Origin of the sequence: Mesorhizobium sp. (genome assembly GCF_004963255.1) — a bacterium.
Classification (GTDB): domain Bacteria; phylum Pseudomonadota; class Alphaproteobacteria; order Rhizobiales; family Rhizobiaceae; genus Mesorhizobium.
Genome location: NZ_SUGA01000002.1, coordinates 315277 through 334193 on the forward strand (window position 1 = coordinate 315277; position 18917 = coordinate 334193).

Annotated in this window: 10 protein-coding genes; 7 read left to right on the top strand and 3 right to left on the bottom strand. The window is 63.9% G+C overall.

Going from position 1 to position 18917, the window contains the following annotated elements:
• Positions 1 to 8: 8 nt before the first annotated feature.
• The 7 genes from E5X34_RS04340 (at position 9) to E5X34_RS04370 (ending at position 10680) form a co-directional block, all read left to right on the top strand.
• Positions 9 to 278, top strand: coding sequence for a sarcosine oxidase subunit delta (locus E5X34_RS04340; RefSeq protein ID WP_292561476.1), 270 nt, complete (start codon positions 9 to 11; stop codon positions 276 to 278).
• Positions 275 to 3154 (top strand): sarcosine oxidase subunit alpha family protein, encoded by a 2880-nt coding sequence (locus E5X34_RS04345; RefSeq protein WP_292561479.1) that lies wholly within the window; start codon positions 275 to 277, stop codon positions 3152 to 3154. The genes E5X34_RS04340 and E5X34_RS04345 overlap by 4 nt, the downstream gene beginning before the upstream one ends.
• On the top strand, positions 3147 to 3671 hold the full coding sequence (locus E5X34_RS04350) for a hypothetical protein (protein WP_292561482.1): 525 nt from the start codon (positions 3147 to 3149) through the stop codon (positions 3669 to 3671). Before E5X34_RS04345 ends, E5X34_RS04350 begins: the two co-directional genes overlap by 8 nt.
• A gap of 82 nt (positions 3672 to 3753) precedes the next feature.
• Entirely contained in the window at positions 3754 to 4386 is a 633-nt protein-coding gene (locus tag E5X34_RS04355) for a TetR/AcrR family transcriptional regulator (RefSeq protein ID WP_366664871.1), read from the top strand.
• Between the two features lie 117 nt (positions 4387 to 4503).
• Positions 4504 to 5808, top strand: coding sequence for an RsmB/NOP family class I SAM-dependent RNA methyltransferase (locus E5X34_RS04360; protein ID WP_292561487.1), 1305 nt, complete (start codon positions 4504 to 4506; stop codon positions 5806 to 5808).
• 565 nt (positions 5809 to 6373) lie between these two features.
• A complete protein-coding gene (locus tag E5X34_RS04365; RefSeq protein ID WP_292561647.1) occupies positions 6374 to 7480 on the top strand; it encodes an efflux RND transporter periplasmic adaptor subunit in 1107 nt (368 codons plus the stop codon).
• Positions 7477 to 10680: a multidrug efflux RND transporter permease subunit gene (locus E5X34_RS04370; RefSeq protein WP_292561490.1), complete on the top strand. Its 3204-nt coding sequence runs from the start codon at positions 7477 to 7479 to the stop codon at positions 10678 to 10680. Before E5X34_RS04365 ends, E5X34_RS04370 begins: the two co-directional genes overlap by 4 nt.
• Before the next feature lie 267 nt (positions 10681 to 10947).
• On the opposite strand, the gene E5X34_RS04375 is transcribed toward E5X34_RS04370, so the two are convergent.
• From E5X34_RS04375 to E5X34_RS04385, 3 genes are all read right to left on the bottom strand, one after another.
• Positions 10948 to 12981, bottom strand: coding sequence for a YgiQ family radical SAM protein (locus tag E5X34_RS04375; protein ID WP_292561492.1), 2034 nt, complete (start codon positions 12979 to 12981; stop codon positions 10948 to 10950).
• 89 nt (positions 12982 to 13070) lie between these two features.
• Entirely contained in the window at positions 13071 to 14579 is a 1509-nt protein-coding gene (locus E5X34_RS04380; protein ID WP_292561494.1) for an alkaline phosphatase D family protein, read from the bottom strand.
• A 158-nt stretch (positions 14580 to 14737) separates the two neighbouring features.
• Complete coding sequence (locus tag E5X34_RS04385) at positions 14738 to 18856, bottom strand: GMC family oxidoreductase N-terminal domain-containing protein (protein WP_292561497.1); 4119 nt, start codon at positions 18854 to 18856, stop codon at positions 14738 to 14740.
• Positions 18857 to 18917: the final 61 nt, after the last annotated feature.

Genomic DNA, 18917 nt, shown 5'->3' on the forward strand with positions numbered 1-18917 from the left:
TAGAAAAGATGCAGCTCTTTCCCTGCCCGTTCTGCGGGCCGCGTGAAGAAAGCGAGTTCCACTATGGCGGCGAGGCCGGCAATCTCCGTCCCGACGGCGCCGATGTGACCGCCGAGCGCTGGGCCGGTTATCTCCACATGCGCAACAATCCGAAGGGCGCGACCCGCGAGGTCTGGGTGCATATGACCTGCGGCGAGTTCTTCGCGATGAGCCGCGACAGCGTCAATCACAAGGTGTCGGGCTCTTCCGTGCTCGGCGAAGCGGAGCACGGAAGATGAGTGCTTCCCGTCTCGCCACCGGCGGCAGCGACATCGACCGCGGCCGCCCACTGAGCTTCACCTTCGACGGCAGGCGCGTCGAGGGTTTTGCCGGCGACACGATCGCCTCCGCTCTGCTCGCCAGCGGCCAGGCCGTGGTCGGCCGCAGCTTCAAATACCATCGGCCGCGCGGCATCTGGGGCTCCGGTGTCGAGGAGCCCAACGCGCTGGTCGATGTCGACAGCGCGGCCGGCCGGGTGCCGAATGCGCGCGCCACGACCGTGCAAGCCGCCGACGGCATCAAGGTCAGGAGCGTCAACGCTTCGCCCACGGCCGAGACCGACCGCAACGCGGTTCTGGACCGCTTCGCCCGCTTCCTGCCGGCCGCCTTCTACTACAAGACCTTCATGTGGCCGGACTGGCACCTGTTCGAACCGCGCATCCGCGCCATGGCCGGACTTGGTATCGTCGATCCGGACTGGCAGCCACGCCAGGTCTCGGACCAGATCAACCATCATTGCGACGTCCTGGTGGTCGGCGCCGGGCCTGCCGGCCTTGCCGCGGCGGCCAGCGCGGCGGCGGCCGGGCACTCGGTCGTCCTGGCCGACGACAGGACGCATCCAGGCGGGTCGCTGCGCCACCGCGCCGGCGAAGTCGACGGCGTCGAGGGCAGGGCGTGGGTCGAGGCGACTGTCGCCAGGCTGAAGGGCGCCGGACAGCTGGTGCTGAGCGACACGACCGCCTTCGGCCTTTACGACCACCATCTGGTGGCGCTCAACCAGCGCCATGCCGACGGCAGGCCGGACACGCTGTGGCGCGTGCGGCCCCGCCGCATCGTGCTGGCGACGGGCGCGATCGAACGGCCCGTGCCGTTCGCCAACAACGACCTGCCCGGAATCCTCTCCGCCGATGCGGCGCTCAGCTACCTGCGCCGGGATGGCGTGCTTGTCGGCCGTGATATCGTGGTCGCGACCAACAATGACAGCGCCTATGAGCCGGCCTCGGCGTTGGCCGCGGCCGGCGCTTCGGTGACGATGGTCGACTGCCGGCGTGAGGGTGATGCGCAGGCGAAATCTGACATTCGCGTCCTGGCTGGGCGCACGATCTCGGCGGCGCGCGGGCGCAACGCCGTCCAGGGCGTCCAGCTGGACGACGGCACGACGCTTGCCGCCGACTGCGTACTCGTCTCCGGCGGCTGGACACCCACCGTGCACCTGTTCTCGCAGGCGAAAGGCAAGCTCGCCTGGAGCGACCAGCTTGCGGCCTTCATTCCCGGCGAAGCCATCGACGGGATTGGCGTCGCGGGCGCTGTGGCCGGCACGGTCTCGCTTTCGGATACTCTGGCCAGCGGCGCCGCGGCCGCCGGCGACTTCGGCTCGTCGTCGCCCGTACCTCGCGGCACGGGAGTGGAAGCAACACTCGGCGTCGTCAGCCTCTGGCCAAAACCCAAGGCCAGCGGTCGCGTCTGGATCGACTACCAGAGCGACGTCACCGCCAAGGATATCGAGCTCGCGGCGCGGGAGAATTTCGTCTCGGTCGAACACCTGAAGCGCTATATCACGCTTGGCATGGCGACCGACCAGGGCAAGACCTCGAACCTCAACGGCCTCGCGCTGCTGGCCGACATCACCGGGCGCGGCATTCCCGAGGTGGGCACCACGACCTACCGGCCGCCCTTCACGCCTGTCCCCTTCGCCAGCCTGGCCGGGCCGCGTCGGGGCAGCATGCACGCTCCGGTCCGCCGCCTGCCGCTGGAGGCTAGCCACCGCGCCTCAGGCGGTGTGTTCCAGGAATACGGCGGCTGGCTGAGGCCTGCTTACTATGGCGGCGGCGAAGCCGGCGCCTCGATCCAGGAGGAGGCGCGGCGGGCCCGGCAATCCGTGGCGCTGTTCGACGGCTCGACGCTCGGCAAGATCGAGGTGATCGGCCCGCGCGCGGCCGAGTTTGTCGACTTCATCTACTACAACACCATGTCGACCCTGAAGCCGGGCCATTGCCGCTACGGCTTTATGTTGTCGGAGAACGGCGTTGTCTTCGATGACGGCGTCCTGGTTCGTCTGGACGAGCATCGCTTCATCGTCTCCTGCTCGTCGTCGCATGTCACGGCGGTTCACGCGCGCCTCGAAGAATGGCGGCAGGACCGCTTCGGCCGCGATGCGGTCTGTATCCACAATGCCACCGCGCAATACGCCACCTTGACCGTTTCGGGGCCCAACGCCCGTCAGGTCGTCGAAGCGCTCGAACTGGGCGCAGCACTTGACGATGCCAGCCTGCCGCATATGGCCGTCGCCGCCGGCCGCTTTGCCGGTGATGAGGTGCGTATCGCCAGGGTCTCCTTCACCGGCGACCGCAGCTACGAGATCTCCATCCGCGCCGACCGGGCGGAGGCGCTCTGGGCAAGAATGCAGCACGAGGGCCGCGCCTTCGACGCCGTGCTGCTCGGGCTCGAATCGCTGATGATCCTGCGCGCCGAGAAGGGCTATATCGTCATCGGCAAGGACACCGACGGCACCACCATGCCGCACGATCTGGGCGTCGCCGGACCGCGGACCAAGGGCGCCAGCGAGTTCGTCGGCCGGCGCTCGCTTTTCACCGAAGCGGCAAACAGCACGGACCGCAACCAGCTCGTCGGCCTTGCGCTGCGGGAAGGCGAGGCGCCGCTGGCGACCGGCGCGCATGGCGTGGAGAAGCGCGACGGGCGTCTCAGGAGCATTGGCTTCGTCACCTCCAGCTATCAGAGCCCGGCCCTGGGACGCCCGGTTGCCTTGGCGCTCATCGAACGGGGGGCGGCGCGGCACGGCGAAACCATCGACGTTCAACATCTGGGCGTCGTGCGGCAGGCGACGATCGTCGCGCCTTGCGCCTTCGATCCGGAGGGGAGGCGGCTCCATGCGTAACCTTGCCGAAAAATGGCCGGCGGCGCCCGATTTCGCCAGAGCGACGCTGAACAAGCATGGCGTCACCCTGCGGACGGTTGGCGGGCTGAACCAGCTTCTGGTCAGCGGCGACCTCGGGGCCTGGTCGAAGGCGTCAAGGCTTGCCGGCGAAGGCATCGGCGCCGGAGCGGTTGCCAGCGGCGACACATACATGGTGCGGATCGCGCGCGATCGCCTTCTTGCGGTCGGCGAACAGCCGTTCCACATCGCGGCCGGCTGGCACGCGGCCGGTTTCGCCGTCACGGTCATGGATGCGGGACTGCATGTGTTCGAGATCGAGGGGCCGGAGTTGAATCGCCTGATCGCCAGGGGCACTGCGCTCGATCCGGGAGCGGCAAGCCGCTCGGCGTCGATCCTTTTCGCCGGCGTCGGCGTTCTGTTCTACTGGTTCGGCAACCCCGAGCGGGCGCGTCTCCATGTCGACCGGGGCCTTGCTCCGTATCTGTGGGAATGGCTGGAACAGGCGCAAGTGTTGTAGCGGGAATGGTTTCGGGTCTATCTAGCCGGCGTTCAATCTTGGCCCGTCCGCTATGCTTTCCGATTCCAATGTTGATGACGTCGTGCGGCGGTCCGGTCTGACCGGCAACACCAAGGTGACGCGCGAGGACTGGATGAACCTCGCGCTGGAGACGTTGATCTCCGAGGGCGTCGAGGCGGTGCGCGTGCTGGCGCTCGGGCAGAAGCTGAACGTCTCCCGGTCCAGCTTCTACTGGTACTTCAAAAGCCGCCAGGACCTGCTCGACCAGCTGCTGGACCACTGGCGCAACAACAACACCCGTTTCATCGTCGAACAGGCCGGCATGCCGGCCGCGTCGATCACACAGGCCGTGCTCAACATCTTCGAGTGCTGGCTGGATGAGAAGCTGTTCAATCCGCGGCTGGATTTCGCCGTGCGCGCCTGGTCGCGCCAATCCGCCGAAGTGCACCGGGTCGTCAACGAGGAAGACGACAAGCGCGTCGATGCGATCCGCGCCATGTTCTCGCGGCACGGTTATGCGGACACGGAGGCCTTCGTGCGGGCGCGCGTCCTCTATTTCACGCAGATCGGCTATTACTCCCTCGAGATCGTCGAGCCGGTCAGCAACCGTCTGTTCCTGACCCCGGCCTATTTGCTCACGCATACGGGCAAGGAACCTCGCGCAGGCGAGGTCGAGGCCTTTGCCGAAAAGATGCTGGCGAAGAGCCCCGGCTGACGAGCCTCCATCGGCGAACGATGGCCAGGAGCGGCTCTGTCGCCTATATAGGCGTTTTTTCAGCCTGATCGCCGTTCCGTGAACCCTGCCCCCCGCCTGCAAGCCACAATCGAACTTATGCATGAAGTCGATAGCGTCGCGCGTCCCGCGGATGCTGTCGTCTCGGCCTGGTTTCGGGCCCGGCGCTATATCGGCGACAGGGACCGTGGCCAGATCTTGGAGTTGCTTTATGGACTTCTGCGGCACCATGCACGGCTTGGCTGGTGGCTGGCAAGGCATGGGCGCGAGGATAGGCCTCGCAACCGGCTGCTGGTGTGGCTGACGCTGAAGGAAGGCGAGACGCCCGATCAGATCAAGGGCCTGTTCAACGGGGCGAAATTCGCGCCTGCCATGCTGACGGATCACGAGCAGGCGCTGCTGGTCAAATTGCAGGGCTCGGCGATCGACCATCCCGGCATGCCGGAAGAGGTGCGCCTTGAATGCCCGTCCTGGGCGGCCGATCCCCTGCGGCGCCGTTTCAAAGAAGCGTTCGGCCAGGAGATGGCAGCGCTTCTGACGCCGCCGCCGCTTGATCTGCGCGTCAATCCGATCAAGTCGACGCGCGAGGCCATGCTCAACGCGCTGAAGGATCTCGGCTTGCGGGCGCAGCCGTCGACCATCGCTCCTTACGGCATTCGTGTGCATGAACGCCCCTCGCTGGCGAGCCTGCCGATGCTCAGGACCGGTGAGGTCGAGATCCAGGACGAGGGCTCGCAGCTTGTCGCCATGCTGGTCGATGCCCGGCCGGGCGAGCGCGTGGTCGATTTCTGCGCCGGAGCCGGCGGCAAGACGCTGGCTATCGCCGCGCAGATGAACAACAAGGGCCATGTCGTCGCCTGCGACGTCATGGAAGGCCGTTTGAAGCGCGGCGCCGAGCGCTTCCGGCAGGCAGGATTGCACAACATCGAGACCAGGCTTCTGGCCGGCGAAACGGATCGCTGGATCAAGCGCCACAAGGGTGGTTTCGATCGCGTGCTGGTGGACGCGCCATGCAGCGGCACCGGCACATGGCGACGCAATCCCGATGCACGCTGGCGCGCGCGAGAGGAACAGGGTCTGGACAAGCTCGTGTCGCTGCAGGCCCGGATCCTGACAAGCGCGGCGCGCCTGCTGAAGCCCGGCGGACGGCTGGTCTACGCGACATGCTCGATGCTGTCCGAGGAGAATGAGGACCAGGTGGCCGCTTTCCTGGCGAGGCATCCCGCCTTTCGTGCCGTGCCGCTCAACGAGGCCGCGCCGCGGCTGACGAATTCGGCCCATTCCGACTACCTGTCGCTGACGCCCGCGCGCAACGACACCGACGGCTTCTTCGCCGCCGTCATGCAGCGGGAAGTCGCGCTCCCAGTCGGGGCCGCCGATATCCATTCGCGATCCATTTCTTGAATGACCCGAAGGGGGCCGGAAGCGGACGGTCCGGTTCTGGGACGACCCAGCGAGAAAGGTGCCATTCCGCTGGCGCCCCCATCTTGGCCGCAACGACGTCGCTTGCCGTTGCCGGAAAACAACCGCGGCGCCGCGTCGGCCGCCTTGCGCCAGCACCTGCCTCTTGACGCTTTCAGCCGTGATACGCTCCTACCAATCGGTCATCAGGGGTGTGTGGCTGAAGGCGGGTGACGAGCGTGGCGAGTTTGGCTTGACGGTGTGTGTCAAAGGAATCCTGATTCCTTTAGATTGCGACTAGGCCTAGCCCGGTGGCGAGGCAGCCACAGGATGGACATTTCAGCCCATATGGAAAATGATCATGTGCCGTGCACAACATTGCAGTGCTCGGGTCTCGACGAAAAAGGCTGAGCGTAAAAGCGGATCAACCGACCTCCGGGTCCAGCGAGTGGGGACGCAAATGGACACCACAGGCAATGGGCAATTGCGTTGCGACGTGGGCGGGCGACCGCGTCAACCGGCCGGCTGGCTGGCCCGCGCCGCCGTGCCGGCGGCATTCCTGCTCGCCATGGCTTTCAGCGGCACTGCGTTTGCGCAGGACCAGCAACTGCCCGTGGTGACGGCGGCCAAGCCGGTGGTGCGTGACATCATAGAGGACGACGAGTTCGTCGGGCGTTTCGAAGCCGTCGACCAGGTCGCCATCCGTTCGCGAGTCAGCGGCTATCTGGACAAGGTCAGCTTTCAGGACGGCGCACTGGTCAACAAGGGCGACCTGCTCTTCACCATCGACCAGCGGCCGTACCAGGCCGCTTATGATGCCGCCAAATCGCAAGTGGACGTCGCCAAGAGCCTGCTCGAATTCACCAAGATGCAGCTGGATCGCGCCAACGAACTTGCCAAGACCGGGAACATCTCGCCCGCCACGGTCGACGACCGCCGGCGGGAATACCTTGCGGCGCAGGCGCAGATGCAGGGCGCGACGGCTGCGCTGACGACCGCCAGCCTGAACATGGAATTCACCGAGATCAAGGCGCCGTTGTCCGGCCGCATCGACCGCCGGCTGGTGTCGGTCGGCAACCTCGTGCAGCCGGATTCCACCTTGCTGACGACCATCGTCACACGCGATCCGATCGATTTCTATTTCGACGTCGATGAGCGGCTGTATTTCAGCTACGCCCGCGACGCGAAGGCGCGTGGCGGCAGCATGCAGGAAGGCGCCGGCGGGCTCGATGTGCAGGTTCAGGTCGCCGACCGCGCGGAGGCGGTGTTCAAGGGCAAGCTCGATTTTGCCGAGAACCGGATCGACAACGCGACCGGCACAATGCGGGTGCGTGCGAGGTTTGCCAACCCCGACGGCGTTCTCCAGCCAGGCATGTTCGGGCGCATCAACGTGCCGGGGTCACTGCCGCATAGCGGCGTGCTGGTGCCCGACGAGGCGATCGGCGCCGATCAGGATCGCCGTATCGTGTTGCTGGTGGACGAGGCCGGAATGGTGTCGGCGAAGCCCGTGCGCACCGGACCGCTTCTCGACGGCTACCGGGTGATCCGCTCGGGCCTGACCGGCGCCGAGACGATAATCGTCAACGGGCTGATGCACGCAAGGCCCGGCACCAAGGTGAAGGTCGAGATGGTGACGTTGCCGCCCAAGGTCGAAACCGCCGGGCTGCAGCAATGAGGTTCGCGCATTTCTTCGTCGACCGTCCAATCTTCGCATCGGTCGTTTCGATCGTCCTGCTGATCCTCGGCGGGATTGCTTATACCCAGCTGCCGGTCGCGCAATATCCCGAGATCGCGCCGCCGACCATCGTCGTTCGCGCGCAGTATCCGGGCGCCGACGCCCAGACGGTCGCAGCGACGGTGGCAACGCCGATCGAGCAGGAGATCAACGGCGTCGAGGGCATGCTCTACATGTCATCCTATTCGTCGGGCGACGGGTCGATGGCGCTGACCATCACCTTCAAGCTGGGCACCGATCTCGACAAGGCGCAGGTGCTTGTGCAGAACCGCGTGTCGGTCGCCGAGCCGCGCCTGCCCGAAGAGGTCCGCCGCCTCGGCATCACCACCACCAAGAGCTCGCCCGACCTGATGATGGTCGTGCATATGCTGTCGCCCGACAATACCTACGACCAGCTCTACGTCTCGAACTACGCCCGCTCGCGGGTGCGCGACATACTGCTCAGGTTAGACGGCGTCGGCGACCTCATCATCTTCGGTGAACGCGAATATTCGCTGCGCATCTGGCTTGATCCGGAAAAGCTATCCGCCCTAGGGATGACCTCGGGCGATGTGGTGCAGGCGCTGCGCGACCAGAACGTCCAAGTGTCGGGCGGCTCGATCGGCGCGCCGCCGACCGGCACTGGCACGGCGTTCCAGTACACGGTCACCACGCAAGGCCGTTTCAACGACGCCCGCGACTTCCGATACGTCATCGTCAAATCGACCGACGACGGGCGCCTGATCTCGCTGCAGGACGTGGCGCGCATCGAACTCGGAGCCAAGGATTACGTCACCAACTCCTATCTCAACGGCAAACCGGCGGTCGCGCTCGCCATCTTCCAGCGGCCGGGCACCAATGCGCTCGCCGCGGCCGCGGAGATCCAGGACAAGATGAAGGAGCTTTCCCGCGACTTCCCGAAGGGGTTGAACTACGACATCGTCTACAATCCGACCGAGTTCGTCGCCGAGTCGATCCAGGAGGTCTACAAGACGATCCTCGAGGCGATGCTGCTCGTCATCATCGTCATCATCGTCTTCCTGCAGTCGTGGCGCATGGCGATCGTGCCGATCGTGGCGATCCCCGTGTCGCTGATCGGCACGCTGGCGGTGCTTTACGCCGCCGGCTTCTCGCTCAACATGCTGACGCTGTTCGGCCTCGTTCTGGCGATCGGCATCGTCGTCGATGATGCGATCGTCGTGGTCGAGAACGTCGAGCGCAATATTGCCAGTGGGCTGGCGCCCAATCCGGCGTCGCACCTGACCATGAACGAAGTCGGAACGGCCATCATCGCGATCTCGCTGGTGCTGATAGCCGTGTTCGTGCCGACAGCCTTCATCCCCGGCATTTCCGGGCAGTTCTACCTGCAGTTTGCGATTACCATCGCGGTCTCGACGGCGATCTCGGCATTCAATTCGCTGACGCTTTCGCCAGCGCTGGCCGCACTGCTGTTCAAGCCGCACCATGCCGCGGCGGCGGCGCCGCGCTTTTTCCTGGCGCGGTTCGGACGGGCGCTCGCCGACGGCTTCAATCGCGGCTTCGACAGGGTCGCCCATTGGTATTCCAGCATCATTCGCGTGCTGGTCGGCTCGCGGATAGCGATCACCGCCATGCTGGCCGTTTTCGCGGCCCTGATCTACGCCACGGTCTACATGGCGCAGACGGTGCCGCGCGGTTTCATTCCGTCGCTCGACCAGGGCTATGCGATCGTCGTCGTCCAGTTGCCCGACGGCGCCTCGCTGTCGAGGACCGATGCGGTCATCCAGCAGGCGTCGCAAATCATCCAGAAAACCCCAGGCGTCGACTACGCAGTCGCGTTCGCCGGCTTCTCCGGCGCGACCTTCACCAACGCCAGCAACCAGGGCGTGATCTTCGCCAGGTTCAAGCCGTTTGATGAGAGGCTGAAAGCCGGCCAGTCGGCGACCAGGGTCATCGGCAATCTGTTCGGCAGCCTGCAAAGCATCAAGGAAGCCTTTATCATAGCACTGCCGCCGCCGCCTATTCGCGGTGTCGGCAATGCCGGCGGCTTCAAGCTGCAGATCCAGGAGCGCAACAGCGCCGACATGCGGCAGATCCTGGCGCTTGCCTACGAAATCGCCGGCATGGCCAACAAGACGCCGGGGCTGACGGGCGTGTTCACCACGTTCTCCGCGTCGAGCCCGCAATTCTTCCTTGCGATCGATCGCGACAAGGCGCGCATCCTTAACGTGCCGATCCCCAACATCTTCGAGACACTGTCGATCAATCTGGGCACCGCGTATGTCAACGACTTCAACGCTTTCGGGCGCGTCTACCAGGTGCGGGCGCAGGCCGACCAGCCGTTCCGCCTCGATCGCGCCGACATCTTGAAACTGAAGGTTCGCTCGGCGACCGGCGCGCTGGTTCCGCTCGGCACGTTGATCGAGATCCGCGACGTCACCGGTCCGGCGCTGGTCCAGCGCTACAACATGTATGTCTCGGTGCCGCTGCAGGGCAACGCCGCGCCCGGCGTTTCCACGGGCGACGCGCTGGCATTGATGGAGGGGATCACGGCAAAGACGTTGCCGGCCGGTACCTCCTATGAATGGACCGAGCTCGCCTATCAGGAACGCAACACCGGCAATGCCGCTGTCTATATCTTCGGACTGTCGGTGCTGTTCGTGTTCCTAGCGCTGGCGGCGCAATATGAAAGCTGGGTGCTGCCGTTCGCCATTGTGCTGGTGGTGCCGCTAGGCGTGCTCGCGGCGTTGCTCGGCGTGTCTTTGCGAGGGCTGGACAACAACATCCTCGTGCAGATCGGCCTCATCGTGCTGATCGGGCTTGCCGCCAAGAATGCGATCCTGATCGTGGAATTCGCGCGCCAGGCGCAGGAGCGGGGCCTGTCGGTCACAGAGGCTGCCGTCGAAGCCTGCCGGCTCAGGCTGCGGCCGATCCTGATGACTGCCTTCGCGTTCATCCTCGGCGTCGTGCCGCTGATGATAGCAACAGGCCCCGGCGCAGAAATGCGCCAATCGCTCGGCACCGCGGTGTTCTCCGGCATGCTCGGTGTCACCTTCGTCGGCCTTTTCCTGACGCCGGTGTTCTACGTTACGCTCAGGTCGCTGTTTTCACGGCGCAAGCCCCGTGCCGACGCGGAGCCCTCGGGGCCGGCCGAGGCGCCCTCGGAGGCGGCCGCCGAGTAGGGCTACGAATTCGCCGCGACCGAGCGAATGGCGACGTTTCTTCCTTCCTGTCGAAGGCGAGGTTAGCGATTGTTGGAACTAATGTCGGTCCAACCTCGACGGCTGGTGTCGCTGCCGTTACGACTATAAGCTTGAATCCCCATAACGGTCATTCGCCGAGTCGTTCTCAAACTACTGCATTGGGGCGCCAAGCTGCCGGCGAAATCGGATCTGCTTGTGGGTCGGATCGCCACCCTCAGGTCAGCTATGCTGACGGGGCGTTACGGCTCACTTCTTTGGAAACGGCACGCCCTTGGTGGTGAATCTCTGCCCTCTGCCGATCGGGCGCACGGGGCGCTTGGTGGCGGCGGCCTTGCCGGTGCCGGGCGGCTGGTGGGCGGGCACGAGCTGGTCGGGGCGGGGACCGATCAGGTCGGCGCGGCCCATCTCCTTCAGGGCATCGCGCAGCAGTGGCCAATTGTCGGGGTCGTGGTAGCGCAGGAATGCCTTGTGCAGCCGGCGCTGGCGCCCGCCGCGAACGGTCTCGACCTTGTCGGTCGCGCCGCGCCGCACGCCCTTCAGCGTGTTGACGCCGGTATGGTACATGGCCGTCGCCGTCGCCATGGGCGAAGGCAGGAAGGTCTGCACCTGATCGGCGCGGTAGCGGTTCTTCTTCAGCCAGAGCGCCAGCTGCAGCATGTCCTCATCGGTGGTGCCGGGATGGGCGGCGATGAAATACGGAATGAGGTAGTATTTCTTGCCGGCTTCCTTTGCGGCTGCGTCGAACATCTCCTTGAAGCGGTCATAGGTGCCGATGCCGGGCTTCATCATCTTGTCGAGCGGCCCGCGCTCGGTGTGCTCTGGCGCGATCTTGAGATAGCCGCCGACGTGGTGGGTCACCAGTTCCTTGACATATTCGGGGCTCTTGACGGCGAGGTCGTAACGCACGCCGGAGGCGACCATGACCTTCTTGACGCCCTTGACCTCGCGCACCTTGCGATAGAGCCGGATCAAGTCGTCATGCGAGGTGTTGAGGTTGGGGCAGATATCGGGAAACACGCAGGACGGCAGCCGGCAGGCCGCCTCGATCTTCGGGTCCTTGCAGGCCATCCGGTACATATTGGCGGTCGGCCCGCCGATATCGGAGATCACGCCGGTGAAGCCCGGGGTCTTGTCGCGGATCTTCTCGATCTCGCGCAGGATCGAGCCCTCGGAGCGGTTCTGGATGATGCGGCCCTCATGCTCGGTGATCGAGCAGAAGGTGCAGCCGCCAAAGCAGCCGCGCATCACCGTCACCGAGAACTTGATCATGTCCCAGGCGGGGATTTTGGCATCGCCATAGGACGGGTGCGGCGCGCGCGCGTAGGGCAGGTCGTAGACGGCGTCCATCTCCTCGGAGGTCAGCGGGATGGGCGGCGGATTGAGCCACAGGTCCCGATCGCCATGGCGCTGGACGACCGGGCGGGCATTGCCGGGATTGGCCTCGCGGTGCAGCACGCGCGAGGCACGGGCATAGGCATCGCGATCGCCCTCGACCTGCTCGAAGGACGGCAGCCGGATCACGATGTCGCCGGGCTTGCGGCTAGCACCCTCGTCGGCGGAATCGAGATCGTCGGCATGGAGTTCGGTAAAATGCTCGGGCACGCGGCGAAACAGGGCGACGCCCCTGATGGCGTCGAGCTGGCGCGGCGTGTCGCCGGCGGCGAGCCCGTTCGCCACCTCGACCACAGCACGCTCGGCATTGCCGTAGATCAGGAGATCGGCCTTGGCGTCGGCCGGGATCGAGCGGCGCACCTTGTCGGACCAGTAGTCGTAATGGGCGATGCGGCGCAGTGAGGCTTCGATGCCGCCCAGCACGATAGGCACGTCCTTGTAGGCCTCGCGGCAGCGCTGCGTATAGACGATCGTGCAGCGGTCCGGCCGCTTGCCGCCCTCGCCGCCGGCCGTATAGGCGTCGTCATGGCGCAGCTTGCGGTCCGACGTATAGCGGTTGACCATGGAATCGAGGTTGCCGCCGGTGACGCCGAAGAACAGTCTCGGCTTGCCCAACGCCTTGAACGGCTCGGCCGATTGCCAGTCGGGCTGCGAGATGATGCCGACCCGAAAACCCTGGGATTCGAGCAGACGACCGATGATCGCCATGCCGAAGCTCGGATGATCGACATAGGCATCGCCCGTGACCAGCACGATGTCGCATTCATCCCAGCCGAGCGCCGCCATCTCGGCGCGGGTCATCGGCAGGAACGGCGCAGCCCGCCCCGCGGGAGACCCGCGGACCGACAGCGGAGTGATTTCTTTTTGGGCGCTGGCTATGGTTTCCATCGGTTCGACGTATAGGCCGCCGCCCGAGCGAATTCAATTAAGCTCGATCGTTCGACGGTATGTCTCAACCCGGCATCATGATGCAGTTGTCAACCCAACTCCCGTATGAAGGACCCGTCGACCTTGGGGCCGCCGGCGTTATGGAAATCGACATTCAGGCGCCAACCCGATGGGTGATGGGCAGCCGTCAGCAGCGCAAAGCCATCGCCCGGCGCAAAACTTGTCTGGACTTCGCAGCGATACGGCCCGCTCGCCAAATCGGGAAAGAAGAAGGTCTCATCAGCCTGGAAATCGTCGGCAACGCCATTCGCGAACGGATAAGGCGAGTACAGACCGGAACTATGGACCGAATGCAGGATGCACTGCTTGCCGGTAATGCAGTTTGTCACGTGGGCGGTAACAAGGCTGCTGAGGTGCTCGTCCCCGGACAGGAAGACAATTCGTGTGATTTCCTCGTCGCAGACAAACTTGAGCAATGCGTGCGCGGAGCGCGGGTATCCGTCCCATGCGTCGGAATGTAAGGCGCAGCTGGGGTCTTCGGCCACTTCTCGCCGACGTGGCAGGATGGCTGAAGGTGTAAGAACAAACTTGGGCAGCTCGGCATATTCGGGCCTGGTCAGCCATTCGCATAGCTTGTCGAACTGTTTGGGGCCTATGATCCTCGCCTTGTGCCAATTCGAAGCTGTCCGCCCCTCCCGCTCCGTGCGTGTATCACTGAGGAAAAAGGGTATGCCATCGTGGGTGAAATTGCGCCAAAGATGAGCCGGGAGGCGCCCGGTCTTGCCACGTTGATATTTAAGGTACGCCTGTTTGCCTGACACTATATCGTTGTCTTTGGCGCGCATTTTGGGATCGGGATCGTTGGCCCAGTTGTCCCGGATTTCGTGATCGTCCAACATGGTTTCGACCACCAGATCCAAGCGCTGCATCACCGCCATGACACCGCGACTCTGACCGCGCCGTTCATAGGCCATCCGGAAGCGATCATCAGTTACCTTGGGGTCGAAGAGGCCGGCGGTTGCATCGATGTACACCTGATCACCGGCCAGAAGCAGCAAGGTTGGCGCGCCGCTTTCGCCCAGCAGATCGGCAAGCGCGAGCAGGGAGGCATCGGCAGGCCCGCGTGTGGCATGCTCGCTGTCGGGCATATGGTCGAGGAAGTCACTGGGATATTGGCAACTGGCGAGGGCGAAGCGAATATGCGTTGGCCGGGCGCCTGTCCGGCGGTCGTAGCTTCGGTGCGATTTCTTAGGATTGCCTACGATCAGGCCACCACGCAAGTCGTCAAACGTGTCAGCCTCCAGCGCCTCACGAGCTGCCTGGACGGCCTCGTTCGTGGCCTTCAGCGCGTGTGGAAGGGTGTCGAAGACATCCGGCGTTGGACCTGACAAATCGGGCAGCCGCGGCAACCGCGCAAGGCCGCCGATACCCTCGGCCTGCACGTACAGCAGCAGCACCAGGACCTGCTCCGCGGCAGGCCATTCGTGGAGCGGAACATCGAACACGTACGGGGATGCACTTTGCGGTTTGTAAAGACCAACCAAACTCTCGCCTTGTTCCATCTGGTCGGGACCAGGTGCGGGCGCTGTCTCGACCATGCAAAGCCGATTTCCTGCTCGGCTAACGGGGACAAGGAGGGCGGCATGAGGAAACCCGCGCCCCCCGCTGTCTGCCGCCTGAACTCGAATCTTGCCAGCTTCGACCCCAATGCGTACGCCGAACGCCGGCGCCCTGGCCTCGAAGGGAAGAGAACGCGTCATTGTTTAACACTCCAACGCTTGCGTGGTGCGACCTCTGATTGGGTGTCTGGAATTCCAAGGTATTTCGCTATCACACCGCAAATCGACGCGGCGTCTTTGCCGATCAGGCAATCCTGATGACCGTGACCAGGTACGCACCAGGTCAGATAGGAGGGCTGGCCGAGACCCAGGCGTGCCTGGTTTTCATCGATAATCTGCCTGATCGCTTCCTTTGACTGTGGTTTTTCGACGGCTTCCGAGGATGGATTCAAGTGCGGCACGCCGGCCCCGCTGAGCATGTTTCGCATCAGCCTCAGGGTCGCAGGGTCAACCAGACCGTTCTCCGCTCCATGGATCGACATCATTGGGAATCGCAGCCGATCCCTGATCCTGTCAGGCAGCACGTAGCGATTTATGCCATCCCTATCTGTAACGGTATTGAGACTGGCGAAATGAATAACCTGCGAGACCGTCTCGACGCTGAGCGGGCCGAAGAAGTCGTCGATCTGGTCGAGCACAACGTCCGAGAGGTTCCTGAGCGAAAAGGTGCGCGAATAGAGCGCGTCCATCCGATGCCTCGTCCCGACCCAAGGCGTTACCCTACCTGGAGGCCAAAGCGGATTCTCGCGCCGAAACTCCCCAAGCGGCATTCTCGTTGCCGCGAGGGCTCGGTCGAGCAATTGACCGGCCAACGAAATTTCGCTGCGCGGGCTAAATACATAATCCTGAACTTGAAGAAAATATTGGACGTATCGCATTATATAGGCGGCGAGTACATTGGACGAGCTTAAAAGCATTGCAGGCCCGACCTGTGAGAAAACCACTCGCCCAATTTTTTGATGTATGTTTTGCTGATCAGACTCACCGAGCATTGCCATGCTGAACATTGCCGCGCCCATGCAATGGCAAACGACGTCGAGCTTTTCCTGCTTGGTGACGGCCAGCACGTGACGGATGGCGACCGGGATATCCTGCTCCGCCATCGCCTCGAATGGCCAGTTGCCAGTGGCCGTGGTCAAGCCCGAACTCGAGCGCATGTCGAGCACCCACACGTCGCGGCCAGCGTCGCATAGCGTCTGGGCAAGATTGCCGGGCACTGCAGCGTGGGCAAAGGTGGTGCCGCTTGCGCTGTAGCCGTGGATAAGCAGTACCGGGCGTTTCGGGACGCTGCTGTTGATCGGTCCGTCGGGAGTACCGTCATAGCGCGCCAGGCGGATGCGAATCGACGGCATCGCCGTGCCTAAGGTCAGCCATTCGATTTGCGGGTTCGGCAAACCCGCTACTACCCCGGGCAGTCTTTGTGGCACACGTTCCGATGGAGGGTCGGGACGGCGAAAACTCAGCGCATGTATCTGAAGCACGACACGCAAGCCGTAAAGCAGGAAGGACATCAAATCCGCCAGCGCGGCGACCCTGTTTTCCTGATCGACTATTCGCAGCAGGGGCACCTGCCGCCGGGCCAGGTAGCGCTTGTTGAGTTCCAGAACCGGTGGCTTCCTGCCGAGAGCAGTCTTGCGCATGCGCGGGAAAGCCACGACCGACATCTGTATCAGCTGCGTCCAGGGACTGGCGCCGCGTCCATATGTGAGCCGTTTGACCGCTCTGATCTTGCCATGCTGGAACATCGAGCTGTCGAACCCCGCGTCAGCAGCGGCTTTCTCGGACACCAGGTCATCTGCCTTGACGATCTTTTCGATGTGCAGATCGTATGCAATCAACCGCACCCCACCGGCACGGGAGCACAGGCGGAAAATGTCGGACGGCCCGATACCTGAGGGCCCTCCACTGTCCGGAGGCTTGAGACGCAGCCACTTCTGGCCTTGCTGGATGCAGGTGTAGGCGAGATCGCGAAATCCACGGTTGATCGCCCAAGCCAGCAGAGCACGCGCTGTTCGACCGACAGGACCAGACTCCTCGCGATCGAACAGACGCAGCGTGCCCGAAATTTCGGCTTCGACGGCGACGTCGCTTTCATAGGCTTGGTCGGCGACAGGGTCGAACTGCTTTCCTGCCCGCAGAATGCGCAACCGGCCGTCGGCGATCGGCAGAGTGCGGCCGCCTGGTGCCTGTAAAGAAAAGAGATCGGATAGGACCACGGGCTTGGTGGTGAGGGTCACTTCGACGGTATGCAGTCTTGCCTTGCCAATGCTGCCTGTCACCAGGGGAACTTGACCTCGCACCTGTTCAGTCAGTTCGATCCTGGTTGGAGTGGGTGCGGGATTGGTTCGCGGCGTAGAATAAATCGGTCTCGGGGTGCCGGCGGAATGCCGGGGCACAGGGGAGTCGATCAAGCGGCCGCCGCTAAGGTGCCATTTTTCCTTGAGTGCGCTGATCGCTCGCAACGCAAGAACGGCGATGGTCAGAGCCGGGTTGATGCCCAGGGACGTGGGAACGATCGAGCCATCGAGCACGACCAGTCCCTCGTGGAAAGGGCTGGGGGCAGTCTCGGCGGCGTTGAACACGCGTCCGCAATGGTCCGTAACGCCCTGTCGGACATCATCACCCATGGCGCATCCCCCAAGCGGGTGCACCGTCACCAGGGGACCGCGTTGGCGGCCGAATACGGCTTCCAGGCGGTCGGACAATGGCCGCCATAGCAGATTGTTGACCACGCGCCCTCCCAACCCCGATTTTTGAAGCAGGTCGGCAAGATGCCTGTGATGTCTCTCGAACCGCGGATCCAATCGCAACCCCGGCCATCGCACGGTGAGCATGCCGTCGCTGTTATCTTGAATGGCGCCACCCCGGGCCAGTTCGCCCTCGGCGTCGTCGCGGCCAATCATCGCCAGCACCAGGGAGTTCGCGATGGCGTCAGGGTCGACGGCAGCGTCGTCGGCCCATGAGGGATTTGGCTCCTGTTTCCCCCCATCGCCCTCTGCCACGCGATTGAGCACATCGAATGTGGTGGTGCTCTCCTCAAAAAGGCGGCGCAACGGTCCCGGCACCGCCAGATCCTGAATCACCAGGTCGGTATCTGCGTTGCCTTGGCGCAGATCGATCATCGCGGTTATTGTCGGACCGATCGCGCGGCCACCGTCGCGGGCAGAGCCAGCAGCCGGATCCTGCGTTTCATCGGCCACTCCATTGACCCGCGTCGTCAAGGCGTGGGCAACCACGAGCATATCCCCGTTAGCGGAGAACTTGCGGCCCAACTGGTCGGAGAACCTGGTGCGGTCATCCTGCGAGCGCATCAAGATTTCCGTCGAGCCGAACGTCCCGGCAGCGAGAATCACCCGCCTTGCCCGCAACGCAAACGGTTTCCGTTGGCGATCTCTCAACTGCCCGTCGGTGTGGTTGACGTCCACCTGCCATCCGTCCGTCAACGGCGAGACGCGCAGGACGGTGGCGCCGGTGACCATGCGAACTCCGCTTTGTTGGGCAAGGCGCAACAGATTCAGGTCGAGGGATTCTTTGGCGTTGTGGTTGCAGCCTGTGGCGCAGTCGCCGCACCGGCGGCACGAACCCATGGCTACCCCCGCGGAATTCGTGCGGCAATCGGATGCAACCGTTATCCGGGTCGGTTGCATCTTGCCGTCGCCCAGCTTCCTGAGTGCTTCGGTCTTGGCCAATGAAGGGACGCCGATGGCATTGGCCCCCAACCAAGCGCGCAGTTGTTCAGCCGTCTCGTCAAGCTTGGTTTCGTCACGAATCTCGGCAGGCCAGCGCGCCTCCTTGAAAACCTTGTGGTGGGGCATCTCCATGACACCGGCGTTGATCAATGAGCCCCCACCAAGGCCGGAGGCAACGAGCGCTGCGGCATCATCGCTCCAGCGCATGTCGTACAGTCCATCGAACACACCACGCTGGCGCTCCGCGAAGGGCGTCGTGAAGCGGACGTGTCCCGCCAAATCGGCCATGCGGGTTGGGAACATTCCCGCCAGGTACTCCTTGCCGCGTTCGAGCAAGCAGATCCTCAACGGGTTTCCTTGAGCATCCTTGCAGTTGCCAAGTTCCGCGGCAGCCACAGAGCCGCCATAGCCGCTGCCGACTATGACAATGTCGAAATCATACTTGTCCTTGGCGCGTCTCTTCCGTGGATCGGCGATCTGGGGCAGATCGCCGACCAATGCTTCGAGCCCTCGCGAGAGCCAAACTGTTGCGCGTGCCTTTTCGGCCCCCCCGAGATCGATGGACACTGGCCCCTCCCTGAAATAAGCCTGAAATATACGCGAAATTTAATGTAACGTCAGGAAGCCG